The organism is Mycobacterium sp. 1165196.3 (assembly GCF_001673415.1).
GTDB classification, from domain to species: domain Bacteria; phylum Actinomycetota; class Actinomycetes; order Mycobacteriales; family Mycobacteriaceae; genus Mycobacterium; species Mycobacterium europaeum_A.
This window is the reverse complement of sequence record NZ_LZLU01000090.1, coordinates 18,249-34,545: the sequence shown is the minus strand read 5'-3', so window position 1 is coordinate 34,545 and position 16,297 is coordinate 18,249. Positions and strand designations below refer to the sequence as shown.

13 protein-coding genes are annotated in these 16,297 nt (G+C 67.7%); 11 read left to right on the top strand and 2 right to left on the bottom strand.

Features of this window, described 5'->3' with window-relative positions; translation table 11 throughout:
• Positions 1-230: 230 nt before the first annotated feature.
• The 6 genes from A5659_RS09365 to A5659_RS09340 all read left to right on the top strand — a co-directional run bounded on the left by A5659_RS09365 (position 231) and on the right by A5659_RS09340 (position 8,676).
• The gene (locus A5659_RS09365) at positions 231-1,439 is read left to right on the top strand and encodes a cytochrome P450 (protein WP_067022156.1); all 1,209 of its coding nucleotides are present in this window, start codon (positions 231-233) and stop codon (positions 1,437-1,439) included.
• A gap of 68 nt (positions 1,440-1,507) precedes the next feature.
• On the top strand, positions 1,508-2,140 hold the full coding sequence (locus A5659_RS09360; RefSeq protein WP_066868068.1) for a ComF family protein: 633 nt from the start codon (positions 1,508-1,510) through the stop codon (positions 2,138-2,140).
• 333 nt (positions 2,141-2,473) lie between these two features.
• Positions 2,474-3,139, top strand: a complete 666-nt coding sequence (gene hpf / locus A5659_RS09355) for a ribosome hibernation-promoting factor, HPF/YfiA family (RefSeq protein WP_067022154.1) — start codon at positions 2,474-2,476, stop codon at positions 3,137-3,139.
• Positions 3,140-3,290: 151 nt separating this feature from the next.
• Positions 3,291-6,119, top strand: coding sequence for a preprotein translocase subunit SecA (gene secA, locus A5659_RS09350; protein ID WP_067180584.1), 2,829 nt, complete (start codon positions 3,291-3,293; stop codon positions 6,117-6,119).
• Between the two features lie 131 nt (positions 6,120-6,250).
• On the top strand, positions 6,251-7,801 hold the full coding sequence (locus A5659_RS09345; protein ID WP_067138098.1) for an HD domain-containing phosphohydrolase: 1,551 nt from the start codon (positions 6,251-6,253) through the stop codon (positions 7,799-7,801).
• A gap of 65 nt (positions 7,802-7,866) precedes the next feature.
• Positions 7,867-8,676 carry an adenylate/guanylate cyclase domain-containing protein gene (locus A5659_RS09340; RefSeq protein WP_067180582.1) on the top strand — a complete coding sequence of 270 codons (810 nt, stop codon included), beginning with the start codon at positions 7,867-7,869 and terminating at the stop codon, positions 8,674-8,676.
• Between the two features lie 92 nt (positions 8,677-8,768).
• Here the strand turns inward: A5659_RS09340 and A5659_RS09335 are convergent, their stop codons facing one another.
• Positions 8,769-10,490, bottom strand: a complete 1,722-nt coding sequence (locus tag A5659_RS09335) for an ATP-binding cassette domain-containing protein (RefSeq protein WP_082975989.1) — start codon at positions 10,488-10,490, stop codon at positions 8,769-8,771.
• A 163-nt stretch (positions 10,491-10,653) separates the two neighbouring features.
• Between A5659_RS09335 and mddA the strand changes: the two genes are divergently transcribed.
• The 3 genes from mddA (at position 10,654) to A5659_RS09320 (ending at position 13,127) form a co-directional block, all read left to right on the top strand.
• Complete coding sequence (gene mddA / locus A5659_RS09330; RefSeq protein WP_067022147.1) at positions 10,654-11,418, top strand: methanethiol S-methyltransferase; 765 nt, start codon at positions 10,654-10,656, stop codon at positions 11,416-11,418.
• A 67-nt stretch (positions 11,419-11,485) separates the two neighbouring features.
• The gene (locus A5659_RS09325; protein WP_066868047.1) at positions 11,486-11,968 is read left to right on the top strand and encodes a cation:proton antiporter regulatory subunit; all 483 of its coding nucleotides are present in this window, start codon (positions 11,486-11,488) and stop codon (positions 11,966-11,968) included.
• Positions 11,969-11,972: 4 nt separating this feature from the next.
• Complete coding sequence (locus A5659_RS09320) at positions 11,973-13,127, top strand: cation:proton antiporter (RefSeq protein ID WP_066868044.1); 1,155 nt, start codon at positions 11,973-11,975, stop codon at positions 13,125-13,127.
• Between the two features lie 24 nt (positions 13,128-13,151).
• On the opposite strand, the gene A5659_RS09315 is transcribed toward A5659_RS09320, so the two are convergent.
• Positions 13,152-13,760, bottom strand: a complete 609-nt coding sequence (locus A5659_RS09315) for an Rv3235 family protein (protein WP_231997787.1) — start codon at positions 13,758-13,760, stop codon at positions 13,152-13,154.
• Positions 13,761-13,969: 209 nt separating this feature from the next.
• On the opposite strand from A5659_RS09315, the gene A5659_RS09310 reads away from it, so the two are divergent.
• Both A5659_RS09310 and ppk2 read left to right on the top strand, forming a co-directional pair.
• A complete protein-coding gene (locus A5659_RS09310) occupies positions 13,970-15,391 on the top strand; it encodes a wax ester/triacylglycerol synthase family O-acyltransferase (protein ID WP_067180579.1) in 1,422 nt (473 codons plus the stop codon).
• Between the two features lie 41 nt (positions 15,392-15,432).
• Complete coding sequence (gene ppk2 / locus A5659_RS09305) at positions 15,433-16,293, top strand: polyphosphate kinase 2 (RefSeq protein WP_066881900.1); 861 nt, start codon at positions 15,433-15,435, stop codon at positions 16,291-16,293.
• The last annotated feature ends 4 nt before the right edge of the window (positions 16,294-16,297 follow it).

Below are 16,297 nucleotides of genomic sequence, written 5' to 3'. Positions count from 1 at the left end.
TCTCGGCTGCATGAGCAGATAGCGAACTGTATGGCCCCGTGTCGAGTTGTGGCTGACCGAATGGCTCGAGACCATTGACTCCGCGACCGCGCGGCGCGTCGCCGTGCGGACCATGGCCGGCCTGCAGAGCGTGATCGAGGCGGTGGTGGGGTAGCGAGCTTCGCTTCCCGGCCGCCGCGGCGCGTGCGGCGGCTTCGCCAATATCGTTGGTACGCATAGCGTTAAGCCGCATGAATGCCACGCAACACACACTCGACATCGATCTCACCGACGGCCATTTCTACGCTGATGGGCGCGCCCGCGAAGCGTATCGCTGGATGCGCGAAAACCAACCAGTTTGCCGTGACCGCAACGGCCTCGCGGCGGCTGCGACGTATCGGGCGGTCCTCGACGCCGAACGCAATCCGCAGCTATTTTCCAATGCCGGCGGAATTCGGCCGGCGTACCCACCGATGCCCTACATGATCGACATGGACGACCCGGACCACCTCCTGCGCCGCAAGCTGGTCAGCGCGGCATTCACCGGAAAGCGGGTAAGGAACAAGGCGTTGCCCATCATCAGGATGTGCGACGCGCTGATCGACGCTGTCTGCGAGTCGGGGCACTGTGACTTCGTCCGTGACATCGCCGCGCCGCTACCGATGGCGGTGATCGGCGACATGCTCGGCGTGCTGCCCGACGAGCGCGCCACACTGCTGAAATGGTCCGAAGAGCTGGTGGGCGGTCCCCGGTCGCCGGACGACGAGGCATCCGTGCAGGCGGTGATGGAGGCGTTCGCCGCCTACACGGCGTTCGCCAAGGACGCCGTCGTCAAACGCCGGATGGAGCCCACCGACGACCTGTTCAGCGTGCTCGCGAATGCCGAAGTAGACGGACGGAGGATGTCGGACGACGAAATCATCTTCGAGTCACTACTGATCCTCATTGGCGGGGACGAGACCACCCGGCACACGCTCTCCGGCGGAATCGAACAGTTGCTGCGCAACCGCGACCAATGGGAAAGGCTGCGCCGCGATCGAAGCCTGCTGACCGGAGCCGTGGAGGAGATGCTGCGCTGGACCTCGCCGATCAAGAACATGTGCCGCACCCTGGCGGCGGCAACCGAGTTCCACGGCACCCGGCTGAGCGTCGGCGAAAAAATCCTGCTTCTGTTCGAGTCCGCGAACTTCGACGAGACAGTGTTCGAGAACCCAGACGAATTTCGCATCGACCGCCAGCCGAATAATCACCTGGCATTCGGCTTCGGCACCCATTTTTGCCTGGGTAACCAGCTGGCGCGGTCGGAACTCTCGTTGATGGTCGCGCGCGTGCTGGACCGGCTGCCCGACCTGCGGCTTGCCGATGGCGTCGAAGTGCCGCTGCGCCCGGCGAACTTCGTCAGTGGGCCCGAGTCAATGCCGGTGATCTTCACGCCGTCGAAACCCATTGGCCCGCGATGATGGAAGCCACGCGTGGCGGCCTAGCTCCCGGCCGCATAGCTGTCACACCCACCCGCCACACTGACGCCATGCTCGACCTGTTCCTGCCGGCCGAATGCGGCGGCTGCGGGGCGCCGTCGACCCGCTGGTGCGACGCGTGCGCCGCCGAGCTGTCGGTGCCGGCCGACCAGCCGCATGTGGTGACCCCGCGCATCGACCCGGAGGTCCCGGTGTTCGCGCTTGGCCGCTACGCCAACGCGCGCCGGCACGCGATCCTGGCGCTCAAGGAGCGGGGCCGGGCGGACCTGGTCGAACCGCTGGCGCGGCCCCTGGCCGTCGGCGTGCACCGGTTGCTGTCGTGGGGGATCGTGCCCACCCCGCTGACCGTCGTTCCCGCGCCCACCCGGCGCTCGGCCGCGCGGCGGCGCGGCGGTGACCCCGTCGCCCGGCTGGCGCGCGCCGCGGTGGCGCGGCATCCGGAGATCGCCGTCGTCGCGGCGTTGCGGCTCAAGGCGCTGACCCGTGACTCGGTGGGCCTGGGCACGGCCGCGCGCGAACGCAACATCACCGGCCGGGTGGTGTTGCGCGGCCCACCGCCGCGCACCGAAGTCATGGTCGTCGACGACATCGTCACCACCGGTGCGACCGCGCGCGAGTCGGTGCGCATCCTGCACGCCGCCGGGGTCCGGGTCGCCGCGGTGCTGGCGCTGGCCGCCGTGTGAACCTCACCGCCGCCAGGCCGAGCCCGTGAGCCGGCCAAGAGGTTGTGAAGAACTCGCAACAGCCGGACCAAATTAGTGGCTCGGCAGGCGAACACGAGCTAACGTCGAGAACAACGAAGAACGACTCATCGGTCTGACTCACTGGTCGCGATTTTCCAGGTGGGACCCATCCGCGGGAAGGGGTGAGTAATCGACACCTTGCACCGGCGGGCAGCCTGCGGCGGTAGCCAGTCTCGAACCGCTCTCACCTCGTCGGCGCATCAAGCAGCCGGGCACGCAGGGCGCGTGCGACGTGAAAAGAGAAACGAGTTGTCACGTATGTCAAGGCTATCCGTGGATTCCGGTCAGATTCTGGACCAACCGCCCATCACCGATGAGCAAGCCCCACCGACAACCACCGCCGATGTTGTGTTCAAGGGCCGCAACGTTGAAATCCCCGATCATTACCGTCTGTACGTCTCGCAAAAACTCGCCCGGCTCGAGCGGTTCGACCGCTCCATCTATCTCTTCGATGTCGAGCTCAAGCACGCGCCCAACCGGCGCCAGCGCAAATCCTGTCAGCGCGTGGAGATCACCGCCCGCGGCCGCGGCCCGGTGACCCGGGCGGAGGCTTGTGCCAACAGTTTCTACGCCGCGTTCGAGTCCGCGGTCGACAAGCTGGAGAACCGGCTGCGCCGCGTCAAGGACCGTCGCAAGGTCCACTACGGGGACAAGACCCCGGTGTCACTGGCCGCGGCCACCGCGGTGCCACCCGTCCCGCCGGACAGCGCGCCGCAGCCCGCGCCCGCCGAGCGCGACGGCGTGGAACCTGACCACGAGCCCGGGCGGATCGTGCGGACCAAGGAGCACCCGGCGACGCCGATGACGGTCGACGACGCGCTCTACGAGATGGAGCTGGTCGGACACGACTTCTTCCTATTCCACGACAAGCAGACCGAACGGCCCAGCGTGGTCTACCGGCGGCACGCCTACGACTACGGCCTGATCAGGCTGTCCTGACGGGGCTGGTTGGGCGGCGACCCGCTACGCCCGGCGTTGCCGCGCTTGCGATCGCCGCTACGGCGGTACCCACGGGGTCGTCGCCTACCATGGGAGTCGCTCAAGAAAAGACTCCTACCAACAGGGGCACATCCCAAAAGGGGACAACACCGTGCTGTCGAAGTTGCTGCGCCTTGGCGAAGGTCGCATGCTCAAGCGTCTCAAGCGGGTGTCTGACTACGTCAACACCTTGTCCGACGAGATCGAGAAGCTCACCGACGCCGAGTTGCGGGCCAAGACCGACGAGTTCAAGAAGCGGCACGCCGACGGCGAAAGCCTCGACGACCTGCTGCCCGAGGCGTTCGCCGTCGCCCGCGAGGCCGCGTGGCGGGTGCTCGACCAGCGGCACTTCGACGTGCAGGTGATGGGCGGTGCCGCACTGCACTTCGGCAACGTCGCCGAGATGAAGACCGGTGAGGGCAAGACTCTGACCTCGGTGCTGCCGGCCTACCTCAACGCCATTGGCGGTAAGGGTGTGCACGTCGTCACCGTAAACGACTACCTGGCCAAACGTGACAGCGAGTGGATGGGCCGCGTGCACCGCTTCCTCGGCCTGGACGTTGGGGTGATCCTGGCCCAGATGACGCCGGACGAGCGCCGGGTCGCCTACAACGCCGACATCACCTACGGCACCAACAACGAGTTCGGCTTCGACTACCTGCGCGACAACATGGCGCATTCGCTCGACGACCTGGTCCAGCGCGGGCACAACTTCGCCATCGTCGACGAGGTCGACTCCATCCTGATCGACGAGGCCCGCACCCCGCTGATCATCTCGGGCCCCGCCGACGGCGCCTCCAACTGGTACCTCGAGTTCGCCCGGCTGGCGCCGCTGATGGAGAAGGACGTCCACTACGAGGTGGACCTGCGCAAACGCACCGTCGGCGTGCACGAGCTGGGCGTGGAGTTCGTCGAGGACCAGCTCGGCATCGACAACCTCTACGAGGCCGCCAACTCGCCGCTGGTCAGCTACCTCAACAACGCGCTGAAGGCCAAGGAGCTGTTCAACCGCGACAAGGACTACATCGTGCGCGACGGCGAGGTCCTGATCGTCGACGAGTTCACCGGCCGCGTGCTCTACGGCCGCCGGTACAACGAGGGCATGCATCAGGCCATCGAGGCCAAGGAGCACGTGGAGATCAAGGCCGAGAACCAGACGCTGGCCACCATCACGCTGCAGAACTACTTCCGGCTCTACGACAAGCTCGCCGGCATGACCGGTACCGCCCAGACCGAGGCGGCCGAGCTGCACGAGATCTACAAGCTCGGCGTGGTGCCGATCCCGACCAACAAGCCGATGATCCGCGCCGACCAGTCCGACCTGATCTACAAGACCGAGGAAGCCAAGTACATCGCGGTGGTCGACGACGTCGTCGAGCGCTACGAAAAGGGTCAGCCGGTGCTGATCGGTACCACCAGCGTGGAGCGCTCGGAGTACCTGTCGCGCCAGTTCCAGAAGCGCCGCGTGCCGCACAACGTGCTCAACGCGAAGTTCCACGAGCAGGAGGCGACCATTGTCGCGGTCGCCGGCCGCCGCGGCGGCATCACCGTCGCGACCAACATGGCGGGCCGCGGAACCGACATCGTGCTCGGCGGCAACGCCGACTTCCTCACCGACCAGCGGCTGCGCGAGCGCGGCCTCGACCCGGTCGAGACGCCCGAGGAATACGACGCCGCCTGGCACGAAGAACTGCCCAAGGTCAAGGAGGAGGTCGCCGCCGAGGCCGCCGAGGTGATCGAGGCCGGCGGCCTGTACGTGCTGGGCACCGAGCGGCACGAATCCCGGCGCATCGACAATCAGCTGCGCGGCCGCTCCGGCCGGCAGGGCGACCCGGGCGAGTCGCGGTTCTACCTGTCGCTGGGCGACGAGCTCATGCGGCGGTTCAACGGCGCCGCGCTGGAGGCGATGCTCAACCGGCTGAACCTGCCCGACGACGTGCCGATCGAGGCCAAGATGGTCACCCGGGCGATCAAGAGCGCCCAGACCCAGGTCGAGCAGCAGAACTTCGAGGTCCGCAAGAACGTCCTGAAGTACGACGAGGTGATGAACCAGCAGCGCAAGGTGATCTACGCCGAGCGCCGCCGCATCCTGGAGGGCGAGAACCTCAAGGAGCAGGCGCTGGACATGGTGCGCGACGTGGTCACCGCCTACGTCAACGGCGCCACCTCCGAGGGCTACGCCGAGGATTGGGACTTGGAAGCGCTGTGGACGGCGCTCAAGACGCTGTACCCGGTGGGCATCGACCATGCGACGCTGACGCGCCGCGACGCCGACGCCGACCTCGACGACCTCACCCGCGAGGAGCTGCTCGAGGCGCTGCTCAAAGACGCCGAAAACGCTTATGCCATAAGGGAAGCCGAGCTCGAGGAGATCGCCGGCGAGGGCGCGATGCGCCAGCTGGAGCGCAACGTGCTGCTCAACGTGATCGACCGCAAGTGGCGCGAGCACCTCTACGAGATGGACTACCTCAAGGAGGGCATCGGGCTGCGCGCGATGGCCCAGCGCGACCCGCTCGTCGAGTACCAGCGCGAGGGCTACGACATGTTCATGGCGATGCTCGACGGCATGAAGGAAGAGTCGGTCGGGTTCCTGTTCAATGTCACCGTCGAGGCGGTGCCCAGCCCGCAGGTCGCGCCGGTACAAGCCCCGGAGGGGCTGGCCGAATTCGCCACCGCCGCGGCCGGCAAGCAGGGCGGCGCGGCGACGGCCGTGCGCGAAGAGGCCCCAACCCAATTGCGCGCCAAGGGCATTGACAACGAAGCGCCGGCCATGACCTACTCCGGACCGGCGGAGGACGGCTCGGCGGCGGTCCAGCGCAACGGCGGCGATTCCAAGACGCCGGCCGGGGTTCCCGGGGGTGCCAGCCGGCGCGAGCGGCGCGCCGCGGCGCGGCAACAGGGTCGCGGCGCCAAGCCACCCAAGTCGGTCAAGCGCCGCTAGCCGCGCGCCCAACCTCGCCAATACGTTTCTCGGCCCGGCAGCAACGCCAATGCCCTAGGCTTAGCAGGCATCGGCTTGTGTGTGGCTACAGTGACGCCGCGCCGGTGAGGGTCGGGAAAGGGGCGAGTTCCATGCCCTTCGACGGAGCCGTGTCCCGGACGGACATCCTGGCCGCGCTATCTCTGGCGATCGACCTCGGGCTCGGGCAGCCGATGGATCACATGCTGCGGTCGGCGGCGATGGGCTCGCGATTGGCGATGCGGCTCGGACTCGACGAGCGCGAGCGCGGGACGGTTTTTTACACGGCCCTGGTGATGTGGATCGGCTGTCACGCCGACTCGCACGAGTATGTGCAGTGGTTCGGCGACGACATCGCGGTGCGACATGACAGCCACTACATCGACTGGTCCGGCGCGCCATACCGCCGCTTCCTGATGAGCAATCTGGGCCGTGGGTCGACGTTGCCGAAACGAGCCCGGTTGGCGGCCAAAGTTTTCTGGGACGCACGCGGGAATCTCGGCGGGTTGGTGCACTCCCATTGCCTCTCGGCGGCATTACTCGCCGAGGAGATCGGCCTGGGCGCCGATGTGTGTCAAGCCCTGCCTTATGCATACGAGCGATGGGACGGCAGCGGTCTTCCCGCCGGGGCCGCGGGAAACCAGATACCGATGGCCATGCGGGTGGCGCAGATTTGCGACATCGCCGAAGTGCACCATCGCGCTTACGGCGCCAGCGCCGCGATCGCCGAGATTCGCCGCCGTAGCGGCAAGCAGTTTGACCCGGATATCGTCGCGGTGTTCACCGCGGCCGCCGACGACCTGCTGCTCGAGCACGAAGATGTCTGGTCGACCGCTGCCGACTTGGCTCCGGATCCGGGCGAAGCGCTGAGCGGTCCCGCGCTGGACCGGCTGCTGTGCGCGATGGGTGACTTCGCGGATCTGAAATGCCCGTTCACTCTTGGTCATTCACGCGCCGTCGCGCAGCTGGCCGAGAGCGCAGGGAAATGCGCCGGGCTGGCGCAAGACGAAATCGATATCTTGCGTCGGGCCGGCTACGTTCACGATCTCGGTCGCATCGGGGTGTCGAACCGGGTGTGGGAAAAGCCGGGCGCGTTGACCCACGTCGAACGCGAGCGGGTGCATTTGCATCCCTATCTGACCGGCAGGATTTTGGCCCGGGTCGGCGGACTGAAGGCGGTCCGGGAGGTCGCGGTGAACCATCACGAGCGACTCGACGGCTCGGGCTACCCGAACGGTCTGCGCGGTGATGACCTGTCGGTTCGCGACCGGCTGCTCGCTGCCGCCGAAAGCTATTGCTCCTCAATGGAACCGCGTCCGTATCGCGATGCGCGCGACGAAGCCGCCGCGGCCGGGAAACTGCGAGAAGAAGCGGTCCGCGGCCACCTGGACGGCGACGCGGTCGAAGCCGTGTTGCAGGCCGCGGGCCATCGGCCGTCGCGCAGAGCCGCCAGGCCGGCGGGGCTGACCCGGCGCGAGGCCGAGGTGTTGCTCCATGTCGCACAGGGACACTCCAACAAGGAGATCGCCTCGGCGCTGTGGATTTCCGAGAAGACGGTTCGTAATCACGTCGAACACATCTACGCCAAGATCGGGGTCTCGAACCGGATCGGGGCCAGCCTGTACGCGACCCGGCACGGCTTGGCCGGCGGGGCACCCAACTGACCCGCTGCGATGTTTGGGGTGAATGCCCCATGTGCCGGTGAGCGAATCTGGGCGAATATTTCCGCATGATCAGCAATGCCACCGGCCCAGCCGCCGCGGCCGTCCCGTTGGAACCGCAACCGGCGCCCTCGTCGGCGCTGTGGAACCGGGTGCTCACCGACGGCCACGCTTCCCTGGTCAGGGCAAGGCACGCGTTTCGCTACCTGCCCTCGGCGCCGCGATGCAAGCTGTGCAACAACCCGTTCGGTGGACCCGTCGGTCGGCTCTTCGCCGTAGCCGGCTTCCGCCGGTCGCGCAAGAATCCCAACCTGTGCATGCGCTGCTGCGATGCACTGCCGCAAGGCGGAGCCGAGGTCGACATCGCGGTGCTGTTCGCTGATGTTCGCGGCTCCACGGCGCTGGGACACTGTAGGGCCGCCGCGGACTTCGCTGCGGTGCTCAACCGGTTCTATTGTGCCGCATCGCAAACCCTGCTGCGCCATGACGCGGTGATTGACAAACTCATCGGTGACGAGGTGATGGCGTTTTTCGTGCAAGGCATCAGCGGCCCCACCTATCGTCAACGGGCCGTCGAGGCGGGCGTCGACCTGCTCGAAGCGGTCGGGTACGGCACTGCGGGTGGACCCTGGCTGGACGTCGGCGTCGCCGTGCACGCGGGTATCGCGTACGTGGGCAACGTCGGCGAGGCCGTCGTCGATTTCACCGCACTCGGTCGTCCGGTCAACGCCGCGGCCCGGATGCAACAACTCGCCGCCGGTGGCGAGTTGTTGATCGCCGGTGGGGTCGCCGACGAAATGACGGCCCACCTGGCGCGGCGCACGCTGAACCTGCGGGGACACGACGAGCCGATCGACGCCTTCGTCCATCAAGCCTGAGCCGGTGCCGAATTCAACCTTGTTGTGCCCCTTGGACGTACAGACAGCCGAGCCCGCGGTCCCGGTGCAGGACCGCGGGCCCGGCGTGGCCGTCATCGCGTGGCTGCACCGGGCCGGGATCGCCGGTCCAGCAACCACGCGGTGGCCAGCGTGAGGACGACGGCGAATGAGGCGAGCGCGATGAGGCTGACCGCGTTGCCGCCCGCAAAGGTCTGCCGGTAGGCGGACATGGCGGGCAACGTGGCGGTGTAACGGTCGAGTTGCAGGTCGCGGCCCAACGCATCGAAGGCGTGCCGGTTGGACAGCACGAGGCTCATCAGGCGCCCGGGCGTGGCCATCTGGTCGACGGGGACGATGGCGCCACCGAACAGCACCTGCGGGAAGCACAGCATCGGCAGGGCAAGGGCCGCCTGCGCGGCGTTGGAGACCGCGGCCGAGGCGAAAAGGCCAAGCGCCAGTGCCGAAATCGCTTCGATCACAATCGTGGTGAACAGCAAGGCGTACACGTGCCACCCGAGCGCGGGGAGCCGACCAAGCGCGCGCAGCACTATCAGCAACACCGTGCTCACTCCGGCCAGAAGCGGAAGCAGCGCCGTCACCTTCGACCCCACATAGGCGCTCACGCTGAGGCCGGCCAGGCGCTCGCGCCGGAAGACGGCCATCTCGCCGACGAGCTGAAGTAGACCGTAGGTCAGCCCGAAGAAGAAGCCGTCGAACGCAATCCAGAACACGATCTGGGCCGGGCCGACGCCGGCGGCGTCACCCGGATCGAAGGCGCCCCGTTTGAACAAGGTCGCCATCATTGCGGTCACCAGCACCGGCGAGCCGAGCAGGATCGCCAGGGTGAGCCGATTACGGACGAGAACATCGACGTTGCGCCGGGTCAGCAGCCACCATTGTCGGATCATGCCCGTGCCGTTGGCATTAGGCGCCGCGGCGGCGACTGCCGGAAGAGTGAAGCCGGGCCGGGCGTCTATTGCCTTGCGGCTCTGCGCGAATCGCTCCGCCCAGGTCCGCGGCGCGCGCTCGGCCGCCAGGCGCTCGTACACCTCGGTGAGGTTTTGCACGCCGAAATAGCGGCGGGCCGCGTCCGGGCTACCGGTGAAGGCCAGATGGCCGTCGCGGGCCAGGAAGACCACCCGGTCGCACTGGTCGATGGCGGCCGGTTCGTGGGTGGTGAGGACGACGGTGACACCGCGCTGGCTGAGCCGGCGCAGCAGCCGCATCACCTCAGCGGCGGTCGAGGGATCGAGCCCGGAGGTGGGTTCGTCGAGGAAGAACAGGCGTGGCCGGGTCAGCAACTCCACCGCGATGCTGGCCCGCTTGCGCTGACCGCCGGACAGCTGACGTACCGGCACGTCGGCTCGATCGGCCAGGTCGAGGCTGTGCAGCGTCTCGTCGACGATCCGTTCCGCTTCCCGTGCGGTGGTGCCGCCGGGAAGCCGCAGTAGCGCCGCGTAACGCAGGGTGCGGCGCAGCGGCATTTCGAGATGGATGATGTCGTCTTGGGGCACGTAGCCGACTTTCGCGACGGCCCCCACGCCGGCGCGACGCGCGACGCCGCCGTGGCGAAGTTCTCCGGTCGACGGAGGTTGCAGCCCGGCGAGGACCTCCAACAAAGTGGTTTTGCCCGCTCCGCTGCCGCCGGCGATGGCGACCAGTTCGCCCGGCTCCACCGACAGCGACATGTTGTGCAGCAGTTGGCGGCCACTGACGCGCCGGCTGACGTCCACGGCGTCGATCCGTGCGCCATCCGGCACCCGCTCCGGTTGATCACCCAGCAGCGCGATCGCTGGGCATGTCGATTCGCTCATGATCTGGTCTCCGTACTTTCTCGAGGTTGACCTGTCACCGGTAATCGTCGGTCCACCGCGTGCGCCGCCACATGAGGCGTTTGCCCCAAATGGAGGGCACTATGGCTGAAATTGAGGCAAATGCCCTATATGTGTGGGCGTCGACTAGGCGCACAATCAGCTAATGAGGCGTTACCTGACGGTCGGCTACGGCGCCGCCGCTTATCTGCTCTTTCTCGCCGTATTCCTCTATCTCGTCGCGTTCCTGGGCAACTTCTGGGTGCCGCGAACGGTCGATCACGGGCTCTCGGCGCCCGTCGGCCAGGCGGTGTTGGTCAACATGATCCTGCTCGGCGTGTTCGGCCTCCAGCACAGCGTCATGGCGCGGCCGGGGTTCAAGGCGAGGTGGACGCGGCTGGTGCCGCCGTCGATAGAGCGCAGCACCTACGTGATGCTGTCCAACGTCGTGCTGGTGCTGCTCTATTGGCAATGGCGGACGATGCCGGCCGTGCTCTGGAAGGTGGAGCTGCCGGCCGGGCGCCTGGCGCTGTGGACGCTGTTCTGGCTCGGCTGGGCCATCGCGCTGGCGTCGACGTTCATGATCAACCATTTCGACCTGTTCGGGCTCCGGCAGGTCTATTTGGCTTGGCGCGCAAGGCCTTACACCAACCTCGAATTCCGCGTCAGGTTCTTCTACCGCCTGGTGCGCCACCCGCTGATGCTCGGCTTCGTCATCGCGTTCTGGGCGGTACCCACCATGACCGCCGGACATCTGCTCTTCTCCATCGTGATGACGGGCTACATCCTGATCGCCACGCAATTCGAAGAGCGCGACCTGGTGGCCGCGCTGGGCGATGACTACCGCGACTACCGCCGACAGGTGCCGATGCTGCTGCCGCTGGGGCGCCGGTCGCGCGGTGGCCCCACCCAACCGGCCGAGCTGCACTAACTTTCGGGCGGCAAAAAGATCCGCGCCCGGCGACACCGGCGGCGCGCGACCTGTCAGGATTGACGGTATGGACGTCAAGGAGGTGCTGCTCCCCGGGGTCGGTCTGCGCTACGAGTTCACCGATCAGAAGGGCGATCGCATCGGTATCATCGCGCGGCGCAGCGGCGATTTCGACGTCGTCGTCTATGCCCGCGACGACCCGGACGAAGCCAGGCCGCTGCTGCACCTCAGCGACCAGGAGGCCGAAGCCGTGGCCCAGATCCTGGGGGCGCCGCGGATCGCCGAACGGTTCACCGAGCTGGCCCGCGAGATCCCCGGGCTCGAGACGGGCCAGGTGCACATCCTGGCCGACAGCCCGTTCGTCGATCACCCGCTGGGCGACACCCGGGCGCGCACCCGCACCGGGGCATCCATCGTGGCGATCGTGCGCAACGAGGAGGTGCTCGCCTCACCCGGGCCCTCCGAAATGCTGCACGTCCAAGACGTTCTGATAGTCATCGGCACCGAAGACGGAATCGCGGGCGTCGAGAAGATTATCGACAAAGGCTGAGCCGGTGCAGATTTCGGGGACGCTGCTGCTCCAACTCGGCGCCCTCCTGGCCACCCTGGCCGTATTGGGCGCCGCCGCACGCCGATTCGCGTTGTCGCCCATCCCGGTGTACCTGCTGGCCGGCCTGGCCCTGGGCAACGGCGGCATCTTGCCGGTGGCGGCCGGCGGGCAGTTCATCACGACCAGCGCGCCCATCGGCGTCGTGTTGCTGCTGCTGACCCTGGGCTGCGAGTTCTCGGCGGCCGAATTCTCTGCCAGCATGCGCCACCATCTGCCGTCGGCGGCCGTCGACATCGTTCTCAACGCCGCGCCCGGCGCGATCGCCGGCTGGCTGCTGGGGCTCGACGGCGTGGCGATCCTGTGCCTGGCCGGCGTCACCTACATCTCCTCGTCGGGCGTCATCGCGCGGCTGCTCGAGGACCTGCACCGGCTCGGCAACCGGGAGACGCCGGCCGTGCTGTCGGTGCTGGTGCTCGAGGATTTCGCGATGGCCGCCTACCTTCCGCTGTTCGCGGTCCTGGCATCCGGCGGCGGGTGGCTGCACGCCGTCGGCGGCATGGTCGTGGCGGTGGGCGCCCTGGTGGCCGCGTTCGCCGCGTCCTACCGGTGGGGCCACCACGTCGACCGGCTGGTGGAGCACCCGGACTCCGAACAGCTCATGCTGCGGGTGCTGGGCATCACCCTGATCGTGGCGGCCATGGCGGAGTCCCTGCACGCCTCGGCCGCCGTCGGCGCGTTTTTGGTGGGCCTGACCCTGACCGGTGAGACGGCCGAGCGGGCCCGCCAGGTGCTGGGCCCGCTGCGGGATCTGTTCGCCGCCATCTTCTTCCTGGCCATCGGGTTCTCGGTGGACCCGCACGAGTTGGTTCCGATGCTTCCGGCGGCGCTGATCCTGGCCGTGGTGACCGCGGCGACCAAGGTGGCCACCGGGGTGTTCGCGGCCCGGCACGACGGGGTAGCGCGGCGCGGGCAGCTGCGCGCGGGCACCGCGCTGATCGCCCGGGGCGAATTCTCGCTGATCATCATCGGTTTGGCCGGCAAGTCGTTGCCCGCGGTCGCCGCGCTGGCGACGTCCTACGTGTTCATCATGGCGATCGTGGGGCCGGTGCTCACCCGCTACGTCGGCGGCCCGCGGCCGGCCGGCGCCGCACCGGCCTGACCCCGGCCGGGTCAACCCATCCGGTCAGCCCCTCCAGTCAGCCCCTCCAGTCAGCCCCTCCAGGCAGCCGATGTGCAGGGCCACCACCATCCACCGGGTGCTTCCCGCCGCGCTGACCTGTTCGACGCGGCAGGCGATGGCATGGATCCGGTTGCCACGGCTATAGGAACCGAAGACTTCGGCCGCCGAGTCCGGGTCCCGGTGACCGGCCGGCTGCAGCCGCATGCGGCGCAGCACCGCCGCACCGCGCCGAGCGCCCGCCTGGCCCGCCGCCGAGCGGGCGACCGCGGCCACGGAATCCACCAGGCTCGGGGCCAGCAGCGGATTCAGCTGGACGGCCGGACGGCGCCGGTCGATGACTTCCAGCACCCGGCGCAGCGCGGCGTCGGCGAAGGCGGCCGCCTGACGCAGCCGCGCGGACATGACCGGGTCGCGATCCGGTGCGGCCGCCCTGCTGGGCGGGCCGGTATAGGGCCGCGGCGCTGCGTGGCTGCTGCGGCGGCGCAACGGGGGCCGCGAGGGTTGACGGCACTGCGGGGCGGGGTGCGACACGTCCTGCGTCGGCGGTTCGTAATCGACGACTGGTATGACGGTGAAAGCGTCAGCTGGATTAGCAACCGGATTGGTGTTCAACGCGCACTCTCCAAGTCTTCGGCCGGACCGCAAGCCTGCTGGAGAGGGGCAGACAGTGGTTAGTCAGTGGTCATCATGGCACAACTCGTCCGCACGCGTACCCACGCGGAGTTAGCGCGGCGACGCCCGGTTACCGTGGGCGGGACGGGGCCCCCAGGGCCCGGGGCCCCCGCACACGGGCGACGAACTGACCAGGAGGACAGCGCCGCATGGTGAGTCGCTTGTCCCCGCCGGACGCATCGTTTTTTCGGCTGGAGAACACCGCCACCCCCATGTACGTCGGATCGCTGGCGATCCTGCGCCGCCCCCGTTCGGGCTTGAGCTACGAAACGCTGCTCGCCACCGTCGAGCAGCGGCTGCCGCAGATACCGCGCTACCGGCAGAAGGTGCGGGAAGTGCGGGTCGGCACGGCCCGGCCGGTGTGGCTCGACGACAACGACTTCGACATCACCTATCACGTCCGGCGTTCGGCGTTGCCCTCGCCGGGCAGCGACGAGCAGCTGCACGAGCTGATCGCGCGCCTGGCCGCGCGGCCGCTGGACAAGTCGCGCCCGCTCTGGGAGATGTACCTGGTCGAGGGCCTGTCCAAGAACCGGGTGGCCCTGTACACCAAGTCGCATCAGGCGCTGATCAACGGCATGTCCGCGCTGGAGATCAACCACGTGATCGCCGACCGGACGAAACGCCCGCCACCGTTTCCCGAGGACATCTGGGTACCGGAGCGCGATCCCGGCGACACCCGGCTGATGTTGGGCGCGGTCAGCGAGTGGGTCACCGGCCCGGGCGCCCAGCTGCAGGCCGTCGGCTCGATGATCGGTGGCCTGGTGACCAGCCACACCGAGCTGCTCGACGCCGGTCGCCGGGCCGTCGACTTCGTACGCACCGCGGCCCGACGCGCCGCGCCCAGCAGCCCGCTCAACGCCACCGTGTCACGGCATCGGCGCTTCACCGTCGCCCGCGGCAGCCTCGAGGACTACCGCGCCGTGCGCGCGCGTTACGACTGCGACGTCAACGACGTGGTGCTCGCCGTGATCGCCGGCGCCCTGGGTAACTGGCTGATGTCGCGCGGGGTGGCGGTGTCGCCGACCGCGACCGTGCGGGCGATGGCGCCGCTGCCGGTGTATGACGACGGCGACCTCGACGCCAGCGGCCCCGGTCAGGCGATCAGCCAGGTGATGCCCTTCCTCGTCGACCTTCCGGTGGGCGAGCCCAACGCCGTGGTGCGACTGTCGCAGATCGCCCACGCCACCGAGTCGAACCCGACGGCCGCGCATCTGGTGGACGCCCGGACCATCGTCACGCTGTCGGGTTTTGCCCCACCGACGTTGCACGCCATGGGCATTCGGGTGGCGACCGGTTTCCCGAGCTTCTCCAGGCGAACGTTCAACCTGCTGATCACCAACGCGCCCGGCGCCCAGTCGCAGATGTACATCGCCGGCACCAAATTGCTCGAGATGTACGCGGTGCCCCCGCTGTTGCACAACCAGGCGCTGGCCATCGGGGTGACGTCCTACAACGGCGAGCTGTACTACGGAATCAACGCCGACCGCGAGGCCATGAGCGATGTCGAGCTGCTGCCCGGCCTGCTGCACCAAGCGCTCGAAGAACTGCTGGAGGCTTCCCGGTCCTAGTCTGCGGTGAAAACCCCTGCGTGGGGCTATCATTCGTTGCTGTGAGCACCGCGAAAAGCGACGGAGCGCCGTCGAAGCCGAACAAGAAGAAGTCGGCTTCCCCGCCCGTGCGCAAGATCACCGACGAGGTCTACGAAGCCGAATTATTCCGGCTGCAAACGGAATTGGTGAAGCTGCAGGAATGGGTGCGCTATTCCGGGGCGCGGGTGGTGGTGCTCTTCGAGGGCCGCGACGCCGCGGGCAAGGGCGGTGCCATCAAACGGATCACCGAGTACCTCAGCCCACGGATCGCCCGCATCGCCGCGCTGCCGGTGCCGTCGGATCGCGAACGCGGCCAGTGGTATTACCAGCGCTACATCGCCCACCTGCCCACCAAGGGCGAGATCGTGCTGTTCGACCGGTCCTGGTACAACCGGGCGGGCATCGAGAAGGTCATGGGTTTCTGCACGCCGCAGGAGTACGCGTTGTTCATGCGGCAGACGCCGATATTCGAGCAGATGCTCATCGACGACGGGATACTGCTGCGCAAGTACTGGTTCTCGGTGTCGGAGGCCGAGCAGTTGCGCCGGTTCAAAGCGCGACTGAACGACCCCGTCCGGCGCTGGAAGCTGTCCCCGATCGATTTGGAATCGGTATACCGATGGGAGGATTATTCACGCGCCAAGGACGAGATGATGGTGCACACCGACACCCCGGAGAGTCCGTGGTACGTGGTGGAATCCGATATCAAGAAACACGCGCGACTGAACATGATGGCCCATCTGTTGTCCACGATTCCCTACCGCGAGGTCGAGACGCCCAAGGTCAAGCTGCCCGGGCGTCCCGTCGTCAGCGGCAACTACCAGCGCCCGCCGCGTGAGCTGTCGACGTACGTCGCCGACTACGCGGCCACGCTGATCTAGCCCC